The organism is Winslowiella iniecta, assembly GCF_001267535.1.
GTDB classification, from domain to species: domain Bacteria; phylum Pseudomonadota; class Gammaproteobacteria; order Enterobacterales; family Enterobacteriaceae; genus Erwinia; species Erwinia iniecta.
The window spans coordinates 23,276-40,357 of sequence record NZ_JRXE01000018.1; the positions used below are offsets into that span (position 1 = coordinate 23,276).

General features: G+C 53.7%; 15 protein-coding genes. 11 read left to right on the forward strand and 4 right to left on the reverse strand.

Features of this window, described 5'->3' with window-relative positions:
* The first annotated feature begins 97 nt into the window (after positions 1–97).
* Both pyrG and eno read left to right on the forward strand, forming a co-directional pair.
* Complete coding sequence (gene pyrG, locus NG42_RS13515) at positions 98–1,735, forward strand: glutamine hydrolyzing CTP synthase (protein ID WP_052899989.1); 1,638 nt, start codon at positions 98–100, stop codon at positions 1,733–1,735.
* A gap of 79 nt (positions 1,736–1,814) precedes the next feature.
* Entirely contained in the window at positions 1,815–3,110 is a 1,296-nt protein-coding gene (gene eno, locus NG42_RS13520; protein ID WP_052899990.1) for a phosphopyruvate hydratase, read from the forward strand.
* A 92-nt stretch (positions 3,111–3,202) separates the two neighbouring features.
* Here eno and NG42_RS13525 read toward each other — a convergent pair whose 3' ends face one another.
* Entirely contained in the window at positions 3,203–4,081 is an 879-nt protein-coding gene (locus NG42_RS13525) for an MBL fold metallo-hydrolase (RefSeq protein WP_052899991.1), read from the reverse strand.
* 102 nt (positions 4,082–4,183) lie between these two features.
* Between NG42_RS13525 and NG42_RS13530 the strand changes: the two genes are divergently transcribed.
* The gene (locus tag NG42_RS13530; RefSeq protein ID WP_052899992.1) at positions 4,184–5,095 is read left to right on the forward strand and encodes a LysR family transcriptional regulator; all 912 of its coding nucleotides are present in this window, start codon (positions 4,184–4,186) and stop codon (positions 5,093–5,095) included.
* Between the two features lie 95 nt (positions 5,096–5,190).
* Positions 5,191–5,862, forward strand: a complete 672-nt coding sequence (gene queE, locus NG42_RS13535; RefSeq protein WP_052899993.1) for a 7-carboxy-7-deazaguanine synthase QueE — start codon at positions 5,191–5,193, stop codon at positions 5,860–5,862.
* A 46-nt stretch (positions 5,863–5,908) separates the two neighbouring features.
* Here the strand turns inward: queE and queD are convergent, their stop codons facing one another.
* Positions 5,909–6,268, reverse strand: coding sequence for a 6-carboxytetrahydropterin synthase QueD (gene queD, locus NG42_RS13540; RefSeq protein WP_052899994.1), 360 nt, complete (start codon positions 6,266–6,268; stop codon positions 5,909–5,911).
* 295 nt (positions 6,269–6,563) lie between these two features.
* Here queD and cysJ point away from each other — a divergent pair, with 295 nt between their 5' ends.
* The 4 genes from cysJ to NG42_RS13560 all read left to right on the forward strand — a co-directional run bounded on the left by cysJ (position 6,564) and on the right by NG42_RS13560 (position 11,855).
* Positions 6,564–8,369 (forward strand): NADPH-dependent assimilatory sulfite reductase flavoprotein subunit, encoded by a 1,806-nt coding sequence (gene cysJ / locus NG42_RS13545; protein WP_052899995.1) that lies wholly within the window; start codon positions 6,564–6,566, stop codon positions 8,367–8,369.
* The gene (gene cysI, locus NG42_RS13550; RefSeq protein ID WP_052899996.1) at positions 8,369–10,081 is read left to right on the forward strand and encodes an assimilatory sulfite reductase (NADPH) hemoprotein subunit; all 1,713 of its coding nucleotides are present in this window, start codon (positions 8,369–8,371) and stop codon (positions 10,079–10,081) included. The genes cysJ and cysI overlap by 1 nt, the downstream gene beginning before the upstream one ends.
* A 10-nt stretch (positions 10,082–10,091) precedes the next feature.
* On the forward strand, positions 10,092–10,826 hold the full coding sequence (locus tag NG42_RS13555; protein WP_052899997.1) for a phosphoadenylyl-sulfate reductase: 735 nt from the start codon (positions 10,092–10,094) through the stop codon (positions 10,824–10,826).
* A 165-nt stretch (positions 10,827–10,991) separates the two neighbouring features.
* The gene (locus NG42_RS13560; RefSeq protein ID WP_052899998.1) at positions 10,992–11,855 is read left to right on the forward strand and encodes a GNAT family N-acetyltransferase; all 864 of its coding nucleotides are present in this window, start codon (positions 10,992–10,994) and stop codon (positions 11,853–11,855) included.
* A 51-nt stretch (positions 11,856–11,906) separates the two neighbouring features.
* On the opposite strand, the gene NG42_RS13565 is transcribed toward NG42_RS13560, so the two are convergent.
* Positions 11,907–12,191: a YciI family protein gene (locus tag NG42_RS13565; protein WP_052899999.1), complete on the reverse strand. Its 285-nt coding sequence runs from the start codon at positions 12,189–12,191 to the stop codon at positions 11,907–11,909.
* On the reverse strand, positions 12,191–13,210 hold the full coding sequence (locus NG42_RS13570; protein ID WP_052900000.1) for an aminopeptidase: 1,020 nt from the start codon (positions 13,208–13,210) through the stop codon (positions 12,191–12,193). Before NG42_RS13570 ends, NG42_RS13565 begins: the two co-directional genes overlap by 1 nt.
* Before the next feature lie 257 nt (positions 13,211–13,467).
* On the opposite strand from NG42_RS13570, the gene cysG reads away from it, so the two are divergent.
* The 3 genes from cysG to cysN all read left to right on the forward strand — a co-directional run.
* Positions 13,468–14,883 carry a siroheme synthase CysG gene (cysG, locus tag NG42_RS13575; protein ID WP_052900001.1) on the forward strand — a complete coding sequence of 472 codons (1,416 nt, stop codon included), beginning with the start codon at positions 13,468–13,470 and terminating at the stop codon, positions 14,881–14,883.
* Positions 14,884–14,892: 9 nt separating this feature from the next.
* The gene (gene cysD / locus NG42_RS13580) at positions 14,893–15,801 is read left to right on the forward strand and encodes a sulfate adenylyltransferase subunit CysD (RefSeq protein ID WP_052900002.1); all 909 of its coding nucleotides are present in this window, start codon (positions 14,893–14,895) and stop codon (positions 15,799–15,801) included.
* 11 nt (positions 15,802–15,812) lie between these two features.
* A partial coding sequence (gene cysN, locus NG42_RS13585) for a sulfate adenylyltransferase subunit CysN (protein WP_052900003.1) occupies positions 15,813–17,082 on the forward strand: 1,270 nt, incomplete at its 3' end.

Here is a 17,082-nt window from a genome sequence, read left to right on the forward strand (position 1 = left end):
CCGGAAACGATCAATTGTGACCCCAGGGGGTTTCGAGTATACTGTTTTCCCGTCCTGGTTATTCCATCGTCTTTAAACCTAAACTCTCAGGTTCAGCATGACAACGAATTATATTTTTGTGACCGGCGGGGTCGTATCCTCTCTGGGCAAAGGCATTGCCGCAGCCTCACTGGCCGCTATCCTCGAAGCTCGTGGTCTTAACGTGACCATCATGAAACTGGACCCGTATATCAACGTGGATCCGGGTACCATGAGCCCTACACAGCACGGTGAAGTCTTTGTTACCGATGACGGCGCTGAAACCGATCTGGATTTAGGTCACTACGAGCGTTTCATTCGTACCAAAATGTCACGCCGCAACAACTTTACCACTGGCCGTATCTACTCCGAAGTGCTGCGTAAAGAACGTCGCGGTGACTATCTGGGTGCGACCATTCAGGTTATCCCGCACATTACCAACGCCATTAAAGAGCGCATCATTGAAGGCGGCGAAGGTCACGACGTCGTACTGGTCGAAATCGGCGGTACCGTGGGTGATATCGAATCGCTGCCGTTCCTCGAAGCGATTCGCCAGATGGCGGTGGAAGTGGGCCGTGAGCATACGCTGTACATGCATTTGACGCTGGTGCCTTATATGGCAGCAGCCGGTGAAGTGAAAACCAAGCCGACTCAGCACTCGGTAAAAGAGCTGCTGTCGATTGGTATCCAGCCAGATGTGCTGATTTGCCGTTCCGATCGTGCCGTGCCTGCCAATGAACGTGCGAAAATCGCGCTGTTCTGTAACGTGCCGGAGAAAGCGGTAATTTCTCTGAAAGACGTTGATTCCATCTATAAAATTCCAGGCATGTTGAAATCACAGGGCCTTGACGATTATATTTGTAAACGATTCAGCCTGAACGCGCCGGAAGCTAACCTCTCTGAATGGGAGCAGGTGATTTACGAAGAAGCTAATCCGGGCGGTGAAGTAACGATCGGTATGGTCGGCAAATATGTCGAACTGCCGGATGCCTATAAATCAGTGATTGAAGCACTGAAGCATGGTGGCCTGAAGAACCGCGTTACTGTCAATATCAAGCTGATCGACTCACAGGATGTTGAAACCCGTGGTGTCGAACTACTGAAAGATTTGGACGCTATCCTGATCCCTGGCGGTTTTGGTTACCGTGGTGTTGAAGGCAAGTTGATGACCGCGCAGTACGCGCGTGAAAACAACGTTCCTTACCTTGGTATCTGCTTAGGTATGCAGGTGGCACTGATGGAGTTTGCCCGTAACGTCGCAGGCATGGAAGGCGCTAACTCCACTGAATTTATGCCAGACTGTAAGTATCCGGTAGTGGCGTTAATTACCGAATGGCGTGATGAAGAAGGTAACGTTGAAGTACGCTCTGAACAGAGCGACCTCGGCGGCACCATGCGCCTTGGCAGTCAACAGTGCCAGCTGACCGACGAAAGTCTGGTCCGTCAGATGTACGGTTCTGACACCATTGTTGAGCGTCATCGTCATCGCTATGAAGTGAACAATATGCTGTTGAAGCAAATCGAAGCGGCTGGATTACGTGTGGCAGGCCGCTCCGGGGATGACCAACTGGTCGAGATCATTGAGATCCCGAACCACCCATGGTTTGTTGCGTGTCAGTTCCACCCGGAATTCACCTCAACACCTCGTGACGGGCACCCGCTGTTTGCCGGTTTTGTGAAAGCGGCAAGCGAGTATCAGAAGCGTTTGGCAAAATAATACCTGAATGACGCGCGAACTTTTCGCGCGTTGTTTGTCTGAGTTTTAGCTTAGCTTAACTTGTACTGAGGAAAATCTAATGTCCAAAATCGTTAAAGTCATCGGTCGCGAAATCATCGACTCTCGTGGTAACCCGACTGTTGAAGCTGAAGTTCATCTGGAAGGCGGCTTTGTAGGTATGGCTGCTGCGCCATCAGGTGCTTCTACCGGTTCCCGCGAAGCGCTGGAATTGCGTGACGGTGACAAATCTCGTTTCCTGGGCAAAGGCGTTACTAAAGCCGTTGCAGCAGTAAATGGCCCAATCGCTAACGCGGTGCAGGGTAAAGATGCGAAAGACCAGGCAAACATCGATAAGATCATGATCGAGCTGGATGGTACCGAAAACAAATCTCAGTTCGGTGCTAACGCTATTCTGGCCGTTTCTCTGGCTGCTGCGAAAGCCGCTGCTGCTGCGAAAGGCATGCCGCTGTATGAGCACATCGCTGAACTGAACGGTACGCCGGGCAAATTCTCTATGCCACTGCCAATGATGAACATCATCAACGGTGGCGAGCATGCCGACAATAACGTCGACATCCAGGAATTCATGATTCAGCCAGTGGGCGCGAAAACCCTGAAAGAAGCCATCCGTATGGGTTCTGAAGTGTTCCACACCCTGGCAAAAGTTCTGAAATCCAAAGGTATGGGTACTGCGGTAGGTGACGAAGGTGGCTATGCGCCAAACCTCGGTTCCAACGCAGAAGCGCTGGCCGTTATCGCTGAAGCAGTTAAAGCAGCGGGCTACGAGCTGGGCAAAGACATCACCCTGGCGATGGACTGTGCAGCCTCTGAATTCTACAAAGAGGGTAAATACGTTCTGGCTGGTGAAGGCAACAAATCCTTCACCTCTGAAGAATTTACCCACTTCCTGGAAGATCTGACCAAAGAGTACCCGATCGTTTCTATCGAAGACGGTCTGGACGAATCTGACTGGTCAGGCTTTGCTTACCAGACCAAAGTTCTGGGCGACAAAATCCAGCTGGTTGGTGACGATCTGTTCGTAACCAATACCAAAATCCTGAAAGAAGGTATCGATAAAGGTATCGCTAACTCCATTCTGATCAAATTCAACCAGATCGGTTCTCTGACCGAAACTCTGGCTGCGATCAAAATGGCGAAAGATGCGGGCTACACTGCTGTTATCTCTCACCGTTCAGGCGAAACCGAAGATGCAACTATCGCTGACCTGGCGGTAGGTACTGCAGCTGGCCAGATCAAAACCGGTTCTATGAGCCGTTCTGACCGTGTTGCTAAGTACAACCAGCTGATTCGTATCGAAGAAGCACTGGGCAGCCGTGCACCATTTAATGGCCTGAAAGAAGTTAAAGGTCAGTAATAATCTGCTTTGGCACTCATCGCTGATGGGTGCCACCAAAGCAAAAAGCCTCGTGTATTCACGAGGCTTTTTTTTGGTTCAGATGCAGTGGCCTACGGCCAGCTCATCTCTCCTTTCAGAACTTTGGCACTCAGTTCCAGACCCGACTCTTCTTCTAAATCCGGATACTGCGCTTTAATAATCTGGATTAGCTCAGCAGCGTTTTTACTCTCTGGCAGGGCTTTTTCAACCGCGCGCAGATAGTCCTGGGTAAAGGTGATCGATTTAACGTTCTCATCGGCACCCGGCAGGAAGTGGCCCGGGATGACTCGCTGCGGTTTTAAGGCGATAGCTTCGTCGAGCGTTTTCAGCCAGTCGGCGCGCTGCTGTTGAGTTTGCGTATCGGCCAGCCAAACGTGGATATTGTTGCCACTGACCACCACACCACCAAGCACGGTTTTCAGCGATGGCACCCACAGCCAGCTACGCTCCGGTGAGGCTCCCTGCAAACCTTTCACTTCAATTCGTTCTCCGTCAACGGTGAAGCTATCGCCGTGCAGCGGTTGCGGCGTCATTAATTCCTGCGGGGCATTCTCTTTCAGTATCGGTCCCCAATACTTCAGCTTCAGATCTTTGGTCTGGTCGATCAGCGCGATGGTTTGTGGCGTGGCAAGAATTTTTGCCTGCGGAAACGCCGCTTTGATGGTATCCAGACCGAAATAGTAATCCGGGTCGGAGTGGCTGATATACACCGTCGTCAGCTTTTTACCGGTGGCCTTAATCCGCTTGACCAGCTCCTGCGCATCATTCCGCTGGAACTGCGCGTCGATCAGTGCCACTTCGCTCGGGCCGGAAATAATTGCGGAACTGACGGCAAATACGCTGGCTTTGCCCGGATTATAGACATCAATATTGAGTTTGCTGGCGGCGAACAGCGGAGAGGAGAGGCTGAGGGTTGCCACTGCCATTGATAATAACAGGCGAATTTTCATCTTTTTTAATTCCTGAAGTGAAGATATCGCGATAGTAATTTGACCGCATCAAAAGAAAAACCGGATAATCAGCAACAGATTGTTTACTGAATCGAGCAAATCATGGATCGTCTGATCGCCAGCCAGGTGTTTGTCACGATTGTCGAGCGCAACAGCCTTACCGCCGCAGCCGAAGCGCTGTCGATGTCACGCGGGATGGTGACGCGATATCTGGCGCAGATGGAGCAGTGGGCCGGTGCGCGCTTGCTGCATCGCACCACCCGCCGCCTCAGTCTGACTGACGTCGGTGAACGCACCCTGCTGCGTTGTCGTGCGCTGCTGGAGTTAACCGAGCAGATTGAAAACGACTCCCTGCATCACCGCAGTGAATTATCCGGTTTGCTGCGCCTCTCCTGCTCGCTGTCGCTGGCGCACAGTACGATGGCGGCCGCGGTAATGGCGTTTCAGCAACGCCATCCACAGGTGCGCATTGATATGCATATCAGCAATCAGCAGGTAAACCTGGTCGAAGAGCGGATTGATCTGGCGTTGCGTATTACCAATGAACTGCTGCCGGGAGTAATTGCCCGCCCGTTAGGCATTTGTGATTCGGTATTGTGCGCCACGCCGGACTATCTGGCGCAGCACGGCCAGCCGCAAAGCCCGCAGGCGCTGACCGATCATAACTGCCTGACCTATACCTGGTTTGGCAAAAGCCTGTGGCGTATCACCCACGACAACGCGCTAACTGAGGTCGCGGTAAGCGGTAATCTCAGTGCTAATGACTCATTCTTTCTGCTGGCGGCGACACAGGCGAGCGGCGGTATCAGTATGCAGCCTTACTATTCGGTTGCTGAATTGCTTGCCAGCGGCGAATTGCAGGAGGTATTACCCGGCTCCAGACTGGAGCCGTTGCAGATCTATGGCGTCTACAGTTCTCGTCGTCAGTTGCACCCGGCGCTACGGGCATTGCTTGATTTTCTGGTGGAATGGTTCGCCAGGTCGCCGCAGTTACAGCCGCGCAGCAGGGAGTAAAGTGCTTTTGTGCCTTTTTTGTCGGTGAAATTTGGCGCAACTGCCGCGATCTGACATAATCTGCGCCCCTGATTCCACCCGTTAGCGAGAAAGTGATGCAGTACCCGATTAATGAGATGTTCCAGACATTGCAGGGCGAAGGTTTTTACACCGGCGTACCGGCAATTTTTATCCGCTTGCAAGGATGCCCGGTTGGCTGCAGCTGGTGCGATACCAAACACACGTGGGATAAGCTGGCCGATCGGGAAACCTCGCTGGGCGATATTCTGATTAAAACCGTGGAAACCGATGCCTGGGGCTCGGCGGATGCCGATGCACTGCTGGCGACCATTGCGCAGCAGGGCTGGACGGCACGTCATGTGGTGATCACCGGCGGTGAGCCGAGCATCTACGATCTGACGCCGTTAACCGAAGCGCTTGAAACGGCCGGCTTTAGTTGCCAGATCGAAACCAGCGGTACCCATGAGGTGCAGTGTTCAGCCAGGACCTGGGTGACGGTGTCGCCGAAGGTGAATATGCGTGGAGGCTATGATGTGCTGTCGCAGGCGTTGATTCGCGCTGATGAGATTAAGCATCCGGTAGCACGTCAGCGTGATATCGAGGCGTTAGAGGCGTTGCTGGCAACCTTGTCAGACGATAAGCCGCGGATTGTGGCGTTGCAGCCGATCAGTCAGAAAGAGGATGCGACTAAGTTGTGCATTGAAACCTGCATTGCGCGCAACTGGCGCTTGTCGATGCAGACGCATAAATATCTGAATATTGCCTGACTCAGTTAAGGGCGGCGAACGCGCCGCCCCTTAGCACAGTGTGCGGTTAACCTTTGTACACGCATCCCGCCGTACAGGTCTCTTTCACCATTACCGCACTCAGTTCCGGCAGAGTCGGTTTCATCTGCTCCCAAATCCATGCGGCCAGCACTTCGCTGGTTGGATTCTCCAGACCCGGAATATCGTTAAGATAATAGTGATCAAGCCGATCATACAGCGGTTTAAACGCTGCTTTCAGCTCAGCAAAATCCATTACCCAGCCGGTATGCGCATCCACTTCGCCGGTGATTTCAATACGAACCATAAAGGAGTGTCCATGCAGACGGCCGCATTTATGGCCCTCCGGCACATTCGGTAAATGGTGCGCGGCTTCAAACTGGAAATCTTTAAATAGCGTGGTTGCCATCGTGTCAGTCTCAATCTCTCAAAAAAACCGACGAAGTCTAACGGAAAACGCCTTTTTTCGCACCCGTTTAGCGCAAGATGACGCGATCAACTTCTGACTAATGCCAGCATGATAATTAACTGTCTGATTAACTTATTCTTTATTAACCAGTTTTGCCGTTAAGCCTTACCCGAAAAACCATTTAGTCATTTTGGTTATTTATTATTTCTAACCCTTATTTAATGGTTATTATGCTACTCGGTAACCTACCCCCATTCATATGTCCTGGACCACTGATACTGGAATTCTCAACGCAATGACGACTCAGGCACCCCCAAGTTCTCTGCTTCCGCTAAACCCGGAGCAACTCGCGCGCTTGCAGGCGGCGACAGGTGATTTTTCTACCACGCAGCTCGCATGGCTCTCTGGTTATTTTTGGGGGATGGTCAATCAGACGCCGGGAAGTGCTGTGGTCAGCGCACCTGCGCCGGTTGATGTTCCGACAATTACCGTTCTTTCCGCTTCACAAACCGGTAATGCCCGTCGCCTGTCAGAGCAGCTGCGCGATGATTTACTGGCGGCCAAACTGAACGTCAATCTGGTGAATGCCGGAGACTATAAATTCAAGCAAATCGCGCAGGAAAAACTGCTGGTGGTGGTGACGTCTACCCAGGGCGAAGGCGAGCCGCCGGAAGAGGCGGTCGCGCTGCATAAGTTCCTGATGTCGAAAAAGGCACCAAAACTCAACGATACCGCCTTTGCGGTGTTTGGTCTGGGCGATACCTCCTACGAATTCTTTAGCCAGGCCGGTAAAGATTTTGACGGCAAGCTGGCTGAGCTGGGCGGCGATCGTCTGCTGGCGCGCGTCGATGCTGACGTCGAATACGCTGCCGATGCTGAACAGTGGCGTAAGCAGATTGTTGAGATACTGAAAGCGCGTGTGCCGAGTGAATCACCAGCACAGGCGGCAGCGACGGCGGCGGGTAGCGTTAATGAAGTGCACTCCAGCCCGTATACTAAAGAACAGCCGCTGACTGCCAGTTTTGCGGTTAATCAAAAAATCACCGGTCGCAACTCCGATAAAGACGTACGCCATATCGAAATCGATTTAGGCGACTCCGGGCTGCGTTATCAGCCGGGCGATGCGCTGGGTGTCTGGTATGAAAACGATCCGGCGCTGGTGCAGGAGCTGGCTGAGCTGCTGTGGTTAAAAGGTGACGAAAGCGTTGAGGTAAATGGCACCACGTTGCCGCTGGCCGACGCGTTGCAGAAGCACTTCGAACTGACGGTCAACACGCCGCAGATTGTCGAGCGTTTTGCTCATCTTTCGCGTAATGAAACATTGCTGGCGCTGGTTGCCGATAAAGCGCAGCTCCAGCATTACGCGCAGAACACACCGATTGTGGATATGGCGCGACTGGCACCAACCGAACTGCATGCTGAGCAACTGATCGAATTACTGCGTCCGCTGACGCCGCGTCTCTATTCCATCGCCTCTTCACAGGCGGAAAACGAGACAGAAGTGCATATCACGGTGGGGGCGGTGCGCTATGAAATTGATGGCCGCCCGCGTGCCGGTGGCGCATCCAGTTACCTGGCTGACCGGCTGGAAGAAGATGGCGAAATCCGCGTGTTTATCGAACATAACGATAATTTCCGACTGCCAGCCAATCCGGAAACCCCGGTGATTATGGTCGGGCCGGGCACCGGTATTGCGCCGTTCCGCGCCTTTATGCAGCAGCGCGATAATGACGGTGCCGGGGGCAAAAACTGGTTGTTCTTTGGCAACCCGCATTTTACCGAAGATTTTCTGTATCAGGTTGAGTGGCAGCGCTTTGTCAAAGATGGTCTGCTGACCAATATCGATTTAGCCTGGTCCCGTGACCAGCAGCATAAAATATACGTACAAGACAAAATCCGTGCGAAAGGTGCGGAAGTGTGGCGCTGGATTGCGGAAGGTGCCCATATTTACGTCTGCGGCGATGCCAATCGTATGGCAAAAGACGTTGAGCAGGCATTACTGGAAGTGGTAGCCGAACACGGTGGCATGGACATCGAAACGGCTGACGAATTTTTAAGTGAGCTGCGCATTGAGCGCCGTTATCAGCGAGACGTTTACTAATGAGCGAAAAACATCCTGGACCGCTGGTCGTGGAAGGCAAACTGACCGACGCAGAGCGCCTGAAAAAACAGAGTAACTATCTGCGTGGCACCATCACTGAAGATCTTGATGATGGCCTGACCGGCGGCTTTAAAGGCGATAACTTTCTGCTGATCCGTTTCCACGGTATGTACCAGCAGGATGATCGCGATATCCGCGCTGAACGCGCTGAGCAGAAGCTGGAGCCGCGTCATGCGATGATGCTGCGCTGCCGCCTGCCGGGCGGTATCATCACGCCAACTCAGTGGCTGGCGATTGAAAAGTTTGCCACGGACAATACCCTTTATGGCAGCGTGCGCCTGACTAACCGTCAGACCTTCCAGTTCCACGGCATCTTAAAGGGTAACGTCAAACCGGCTCACCAGATGCTGCACGAGGTGGGCCTTGATGCGCTGGCGACGGCTAACGACGTTAACCGTAATGTGCTGTGCTCCTCGAACCCGGTTGAGTCCGAGCTGCACCAGGAAGCCTATGAGTGGGCGAAAAAACTCTCTGAGCATTTGCTGCCGCAGACGCGGGCGTATGCGGAAATCTGGCTGGATAAAGAGAAAGTCGCTACCACTGACAAAGAGCCGATTCTCGGTGAAACCTATTTGCCACGTAAGTTTAAAACTACCGTGGTGGTGCCGCCGCATAATGACGTCGACCTGCACGCTAATGACCTGAACTTTATTGCCATTGCCGAGAACGGCAAGCTGGTGGGCTTTAACCTGCTGGTGGGCGGCGGTTTGTCGATTGAACACGGTAACAAAGCCACTTATGCGCGCACGGCCAGTGAATTTGGTTATCTGCCACTGGATAAAACGCTGGCGGTAGCGGAAGCGGTCGTGACCACGCAGCGTGACTGGGGTAACCGTACCGATCGTAAAAATGCCAAAACCAAATATACCCTTGAGCGTGTCGGCGTTGAAACCTTTAAGCAGGAAGTGGAGCGCCGCGCCGGTATCACTTTTGAACCGATTCGTCCGTACGAATTTACCACCCGTGGCGACCGCTTTGGCTGGGTGAAGGGCATCGACAATAAATGGCACCTGACGCTGTTTATTGAAAATGGTCGTCTGATGGATTATCCGGATCGTCCGCTGAAATCCGGCGTGGCCGAGATCGCCCGTATCCACCAGGGGGATTTCCGTCTGACCGCTAACCAGAACCTGATTGTGGCTGGCGTGCCGGAAGCGGATAAAGACAAGATTGAGCAGATCGCCCGTGCGTCGGGCTTGATGGAAAGCGTCACCGCCCAACGTGAAAACTCGATGGCCTGTGTCTCATTCCCGACCTGCCCGCTGGCAATGGCGGAAGCCGAACGCTTCCTGCCGGCTTTTGTCACCCGTGTCGAAGCGCTGATGAATAAACATGGCGTTGGCGAAGAGCACATAGTGCTACGCGTAACCGGTTGTCCGAACGGTTGCGGGCGTGCCATGCTGGCTGAAATTGGTCTGGTCGGCAAAGCGCCGGGGCGTTATAACCTGCATTTGGGGGGGAACCGCACCGGTACGCGTATTCCGCGCATGTATCGCGAGAACATCACTGAAGATGAGATTCTGGCGAGCATTGATGAGCTGGTGGGCCGTTGGGCAAAAGAGCGTGAAGCCGATGAAGGTTTTGGCGACTTCACCCTCCGCGCTGGCGTGGTAAAACCGGTTCTCGATCCGGCGCGTGATTTCTGGGAATAACGGAGGCGATATGTCGGTACTCGATCTCGCAACATTGCGTGAATTACCAAAAGTAGAGCGCGTAATGGCGCTGGCGGAAGTGAATAACAAGCTGGAAAAACTCTCTGCGCAGGATCGTGTCAGCTGGGCACTGGAAAATCTGCCGGGGGATTTTGTCCTCTCTTCCAGTTTTGGTATCCAGGCGGCGGTCTCATTGCATCTGGTGACCCGCCAGCAGCCGAATATTCCGGTGATTCTGACCGATACCGGCTATCTGTTTGCTGAAACTTATCAGTTTATCGACTCGCTGACTGAGAAGCTGGATCTGAATCTGCAAGTGTTCCGCGCCGAGCAGTCAGCGGCGTGGCAGGAAGCGCGCTACGGCAAACTGTGGGAGCAGGGCGTTGAAGGCATCGAAAAGTATAATCTGATTAACAAAGTTGAACCGATGAACCGTGCGCTGGAAACATTGGGTGGCCAGACATGGTTTGCCGGTTTACGCCGCGATCAGTCCGGTAGCCGGGCACATTTGCCGGTGCTGGCCATTCAGCGCGGGGTGTTTAAGATCCTGCCGATTATCGACTGGGACAACCGCCAGGTTTATCAGTATTTACAACAGAATGGCCTTAGCTACCATCCCTTGTGGGATCAGGGCTATCTGTCCGTGGGGGATACGCACACCACGCGTAAATGGGAACCCGGTATGGCAGAGGAAGAGACGCGCTTCTTTGGGCTGAAACGTGAATGTGGCCTGCATGAGGGTTAATGATAAATTTAGCTAAACTTATTCCCATGTAGTTTAGTCGTGTTTATTAATTTTTGTGTCTGAGATCGCGATTTCATTAATTTTTCGTTACTTCATTGTTTAATTAAACTTATCGATCAATCCTTGTTGGGTGACATTTTACTCACTCAGCAAGGAGATACCCTGGTGTCAGATAAAGACCTGATGTTGTCTGGATCAATAAAAGATCCATCTTCAGTTCTGAAGAATTCACTGCGTTTTGGTAAACAGCATTCATCTGACGAAATTGATATCCAGCAGGTGGGTACACTGCAGGATTTTTTTACTGGCATGAGCAAATTGCATGCGGCGTACCTGAAGCTGGGGCTGGTTTCCGCCCAACCCGGCGATATGCTTTTTTCCCCCTGGTTTTTCACTGCAGCTAACCGGCTGTTTCTGGCTAAAGTCGATGAAGATGTGATTGGAACCATTGCGCTGATTAAACAGAGTGGGCAAGGGCTGCCTGCTGAAAAAGTCTTTTCCAGGGAGATTGGCCAGTCTGGCTGCTGTCCGGAGCGTACCGCAGAGATTGGCTCGTTATGTATTGATGAGAGTTATCGCGGCAGCGGCGTTCTGCGTGAGCTGTACGCGTGGATTATTCTGTATGCCGTATTTTTCCAGCGTATCGATACCCTATTTATTCAGGTAGAGGAGCGCAAGGCGCGTTTTTATCGCGACGTATTGTTCTTTAAGCAGGTGGGGGAGAGCCGCCTGCATCCGGCATACCAGAATAAGCCGACAGCACTGCTGCGGGCTGATGTGAAACCGACGCTGGCTTTTTTACGTAAGCAGCTATCGCCGAATAAGCATCTGAGTCTGAAAGAAGTGCTGAGGTCGATGAATATCAATCATCTGTACCACAAGCTGGTGGAACGCATGAAAGAAGAGAAGGCTTATTGCTGGACCGCTGAACATGCGCGTCACTACTGCGACTGTTGCTGTGTCAGAAATGAGTCGCTGAACAGCACTCAGCGTGCCGAGCTACAGAAAATCCTTAATCGTAAAAACTGATAGCGTTAATGGGCGGCGGCAGGAAGCCAGGCCGCCCGTATTAGGTGTCGATCAGATGCCCACCAGCGCGTCAAACGCCGCAGAAGCCCGCGTCACATTCACTTTCGTCACCTCATAATTCGCTACCGCGACAAACGGATCTTCGGCCAGAATGGCATCCAGTCGCTGGCGATCGATATCTTTCACCATGATCATTCCGCCGGTGCGCGGATCTTTGCGGCCGGCAGCAATAAATACCCCGGCGGCGAAGTAGCGATCCAGCCATTGAATATGTGGCTCCAGCAGGGTCTCAACTTCTTCTACCGGGCGGTAATAGCTCAGATAAACGAGGTACATTATGGCTCCTTTTTCTCGGTCGGATTCGCCAGTTCGGTAATTAATGGCAGCAGGATTCTGACACTGTCACGGCTGCGCAGCGCAATGCGGCCCGGCAACCAGCGGTCAATGTAGCTGAGATTATCACGCCCGGTTTGATGGCGGCTAATGCCCTGCGGAAAGTGCGGCGACTTGCTGCGCTGCTGTTCGCCATCCTGATTGCCCAGTTTCCAGTTAGCGGCGCGCACATTAAGCAGCGGGAAACCGGCACTGTCGAACGGGTTAGCGGGTGTGTTCAGCGGTTGGCTGGTGGCGTTGATACCGTAACGATGGGCAATCGCCAGCGCACGGTCACGAGTCTGGCGCGCTACCGTCGCCGGGGTGTTACTGCCGCTGTTAAAATAGAGCTTATCGCCAACCAGCAGGCTATCGAGGTTAATCACCAGCAGAGTATGCTGTTTCTCGTCGGCTTTAATCCGTGCGAGGTAGTCTTCGCTGCCCCGATGGCCAATCTCTTCGCCGCTTAGGGCGACAAAGCGAATGCCATAGTGCAGCTGCATGGTGCTCAGCCGCTGCGCCAGCTCCAGCATGACGCCAAGACCGGCGGCGTTATCATCCGCACCCTGCAAACGTAAGCCGCCAAGATTGTTTTCGACATCGCTGTCGCTTAAGGGGCTCCAGGTATCAAGATGAGCAATCACCAGAATCTCCTGCGGCGCGTTGCCCGGACGTGCGGCAATCACCGAACTTCCGGTGACCTGGCGCCACGCGGTGCTGCCATCTTTATACTGGTACTGATAACGGGTATTAAAATCACGTTTGTCGCTGTGATAGCCCATCTCGCTGAACTGCTGATGCAGATAGTCCGCGGTCAATAACTCGGCCGGGCTTCCGACCATGCGGCCAGGAAACCAGGTGGCGATATTACGCAATTGCTGTTCAGCAAACTTACCGACGGCCGATTGTGCCGCCATGACCGGTAGAGTGATGCCGCAACTGAGCAGTGTGGCCAGCACTCTCAGGCGGAGGGTGGAAAACATTTCAGAATCCTTAGGCGTCATTGCCATAGCGCGCGAGCGAAAAAATTTTGCGGCGTTAGTATGAAATTGTGTTCGCCGTTAGACAATTTCATTCGTTCTGAAACGCCCTAAATATCATCTGTTAAGCACATTTTGTTCTCAGCTTAGTCAGGTCGTTATTCCATTAGGTAACTACTCATTCCAATTAGTAATTTCATCTGCCCGAACATGCAGACGTATAGTCGCGTTAACTTTCTGTTATTTCTTATAAGGTCGACGTGGACTATCTTCCGATTTTTGCCGATCTCAAGTCTAAACCGGTTCTGGTGGTAGGCGGTGGTGATATTGCGGCGCGCAAAATTGAATTACTGCGTCGTGCCGGGGCGCGCGTGCAGATCGCGGCTCGCGAGCTGTGTGAAGAACTTCAGGCGCTGGCGGATCTCGACCAGCTGGAGTGGCTGGCCACCTCCTTTGATGAGGCGCAGCTGGATAGCGTCTTTCTGGTAATTGCCGCCACCGATGACAGCGCGCTAAACGCCCGCGTCTTCGACGCGGCGAATCAGCGTCATCTGCTGGCGAACGTGGTGGATGACCAGCCAAAATGCTCCTTTATATTCCCGTCGATTGTTGACCGCTCACCACTGGTGGTGGCGATCTCCTCCAGCGGCACTGCGCCGGTACTGGCTCGCCTGCTGCGCGAAAAACTGGAAACGCTGTTACCAGCCAATCTCGGGCAGATGGCGGAAATTGCCGGTCAGTGGCGTGACAAGGTGAAACAGCGCTTTAGCAAGATGTCTGACCGCCGTCGCTTCTGGGAGCGCGCCTTTAATGGCCTGTTCGCCAGCCAGGTGGCGGCCGGTAACGTGCAGGGCGCCAGGCAGACGCTGGACAGTCAGCTGGATAACCCGGAACAGGCGCAGGGGGAAATTATCTTGGTCGGTGCCGGGCCGGGCGATTCCGGTCTGCTGACATTACGTGGTTTGCAGGTGATGCAGCTGGCCGATGTGGTGCTGTATGACCATCTGGTCAGTGACGAAATTTTAGATTTGGTGCGCCGCGATGCCGACAGGATCTGCGTGGGTAAACGTGCCGGTGCGCATTCGGTGCCGCAGGAAGAGACCAATCGTCTGCTGGTCACACTGGCGAAAAAAGGCAAACGCGTGGTGCGGTTAAAAGGCGGCGATCCGTTTATTTTCGGTCGGGGTGGTGAAGAGTTACAGGCTGCCCGGCAGGCGGGCATCCCGTTTCAGGTGGTGCCGGGAATTACCGCCGCCGCCGGTGCTACGGCTTATGCCGGTATCCCACTGACGCACCGCGACTACGCGCAGAGCGTGCTGTTTATTACCGGTCATTGCCGTCCCGACGGCGATGGTATCGACTGGCCTTCACTGGCGCGCGCGCGTCAGACGCTGGCGATTTATATGGGCACGGTCAAAGCCGCCGAAATTAGCCAGCAATTAATAGCTTATGGCCGCGACGCCAGCACGCCGGTGGCGGTGATTGGCCGCGGCACCCGGCAGGATCAGCAGGTCTTGACCGGTACGCTCGAACATCTCGAAGAACTGGCGCAACGCGCCCCAACGCCAGCGCTTTTGGTGATTGGCGAAGTCGTCAATCTGCATGCGCAGTTGGCCTGGTTTCAACATTCAGCACAGCAGGCCGGACGTGAATCCGCCGTTGTGAATTTGGCTTGAGGAAAGATTATGGATCAAAAACGACTCACCCATTTGCGTCAACTGGAGGCGGAGAGTATCCATATCATCCGCGAAGTGGCGGCGGAGTTTGCTAACCCGGTGATGATGTACTCCATCGGCAAAGACTCTTCAGTGATGCTGCACCTGGCGCGCAAAGCCTTCTATCCGGGAACCCTGCCGTTTCCGCTGCTGCATGTTGATACCGGCTGGAAATTCCGCGAAATGTACGAATTCCGCGACCGCATGGTAAAAAACATCGGGGCGGAACTGCTGGTTCACCGTAACCCGGAAGGGGTGGCGATGGGGATTAACCCCTTTGTCCACGGCAGCGCCAAGCATACCGATATTATGAAGACCGAAGGTCTGAAGCAGGCGCTGAATAAATGGGGCTTTGATGCTGCGTTTGGCGGCGCACGTCGTGATGAAGAGAAGTCGCGTGCGAAAGAGCGTATCTACTCCTTCCGTGACCGCTTCCACCGCTGGGATCCGAAGAACCAGCGCCCGGAGCTGTGGCATAACTACAACGGCCAGATTAATAAAGGCGAGAGCATCCGCGTATTCCCGCTGTCGAACTGGACCGAACTGGATATCTGGCAATATATCTTCCTGGAAAACATTGAGATCGTTCCGCTGTATCTGGCGGCACCGCGTCCGGTGCTGGAGCGTGATGGCATGCTGATGATGATCGACGATGACCGTATCGATCTGCAACCTGGCGAAGAGATCAAGCAGCGTATGGTGCGCTTCCGTACCCTTGGCTGCTGGCCGCTGACCGGCGCGGTTGAATCGGAAGCGCAAACGCTGCCGGAAATCATCGAAGAGATGCTGGTATCCACCACCAGCGAACGTCAGGGGCGCGTGATTGACCGCGACCAGGCCGGCTCAATGGAGCTGAAGAAACGCCAGGGTTATTTCTAAGGAGCCACCAAATGAATAACGTTATTGCACAACAAATTGCCGATCAGGGTGGCGTAGAAGCCTGGCTGCATGCGCAGCAACATAAGAGCCTGCTGCGTTTTCTGACCTGCGGCAGCGTCGACGACGGTAAAAGCACGCTGATTGGTCGTCTGCTGCACGATACCCGTCAGATTTATGAAGATCAGCTCTCTTCGCTGCACAATGACAGCAAACGTCACGGTACGCAGGGCGAAAAGCTTGACCTGGCACTACTGGTGGATGGTTTGCAGGCTGAGCGTGAGCAGGGCATCACGATCGATGTCGCTTACCGCTACTTCTCCACCGAGAAGCGTAAATTTATTATTGCTGATACCCCGGGCCATGAGCAGTACACGCGCAATATGGCGACCGGTGCCTCAACCTGCGACCTGGCGATTCTGCTGATCGATGCGCGTAAAGGCGTGCTGGATCAAACCCGTCGTCACAGCTTTATCTCCACGTTGCTGGGAATTAAGCATCTGGTGGTGGCGATCAATAAAATGGATCTGGTCGACTATAAGCAGGAAACGTTCGAGCAGATTAAACAGGATTATCTGGATTTTGCGCAGCAACTGCCGGAAGACCTGGATATTCGCTTTGTGCCGCTGTCGGCGCTGGAAGGTGAAAACGTCGCCACACCGAGCGCGGCGATGAACTGGTACAGCGGCCCGACGCTGCTGGATGTGCTGGAAACCGTCGAGGTGCAGCGCGTGGTTGAACAGCAGCCGATGCGCTTCCCGGTGCAGTATGTGAACCGCCCGAACCTCGATTTCCGTGGTTATGCCGGTACGCTGGCATCCGGAACCGTGCGTGTCGGTCAGCGAGTCAAAGTATTACCTTCAGGCGTTGAATCGGCGATTGCCCGTATTGTCACCTTTGATGGCGATCTGCAACAGGCCGCTGCCGGTGAAGCGTTGACGCTGGTGCTGAAAGATGAGATCGATATCAGCCGTGGCGATCTGCTGGTTGATGCTGATGCCACGCTGAAAGCGGTGCAGGGCGCATCAATTGATGTGGTGTGGATGGCAGAGCAGCCGCTGACACCGGGTCAGAGCTATGATGTGAAAATTGCCGGTAAGAAAACCCGCGCGCGTATCGAAAGCATTCAGCACCAGGTTGAGATTAACAGCCTGACACAGCGTGAAGTGGAAAGTCTGCCGCTTAACGGTATCGGTCTGGTGGATGTGACCTTCGATGAACCGATGGTGCTGGACGCTTATCAGCAAAACCCGGTGACCGGTGGCATGATCTTTATCGATCGTC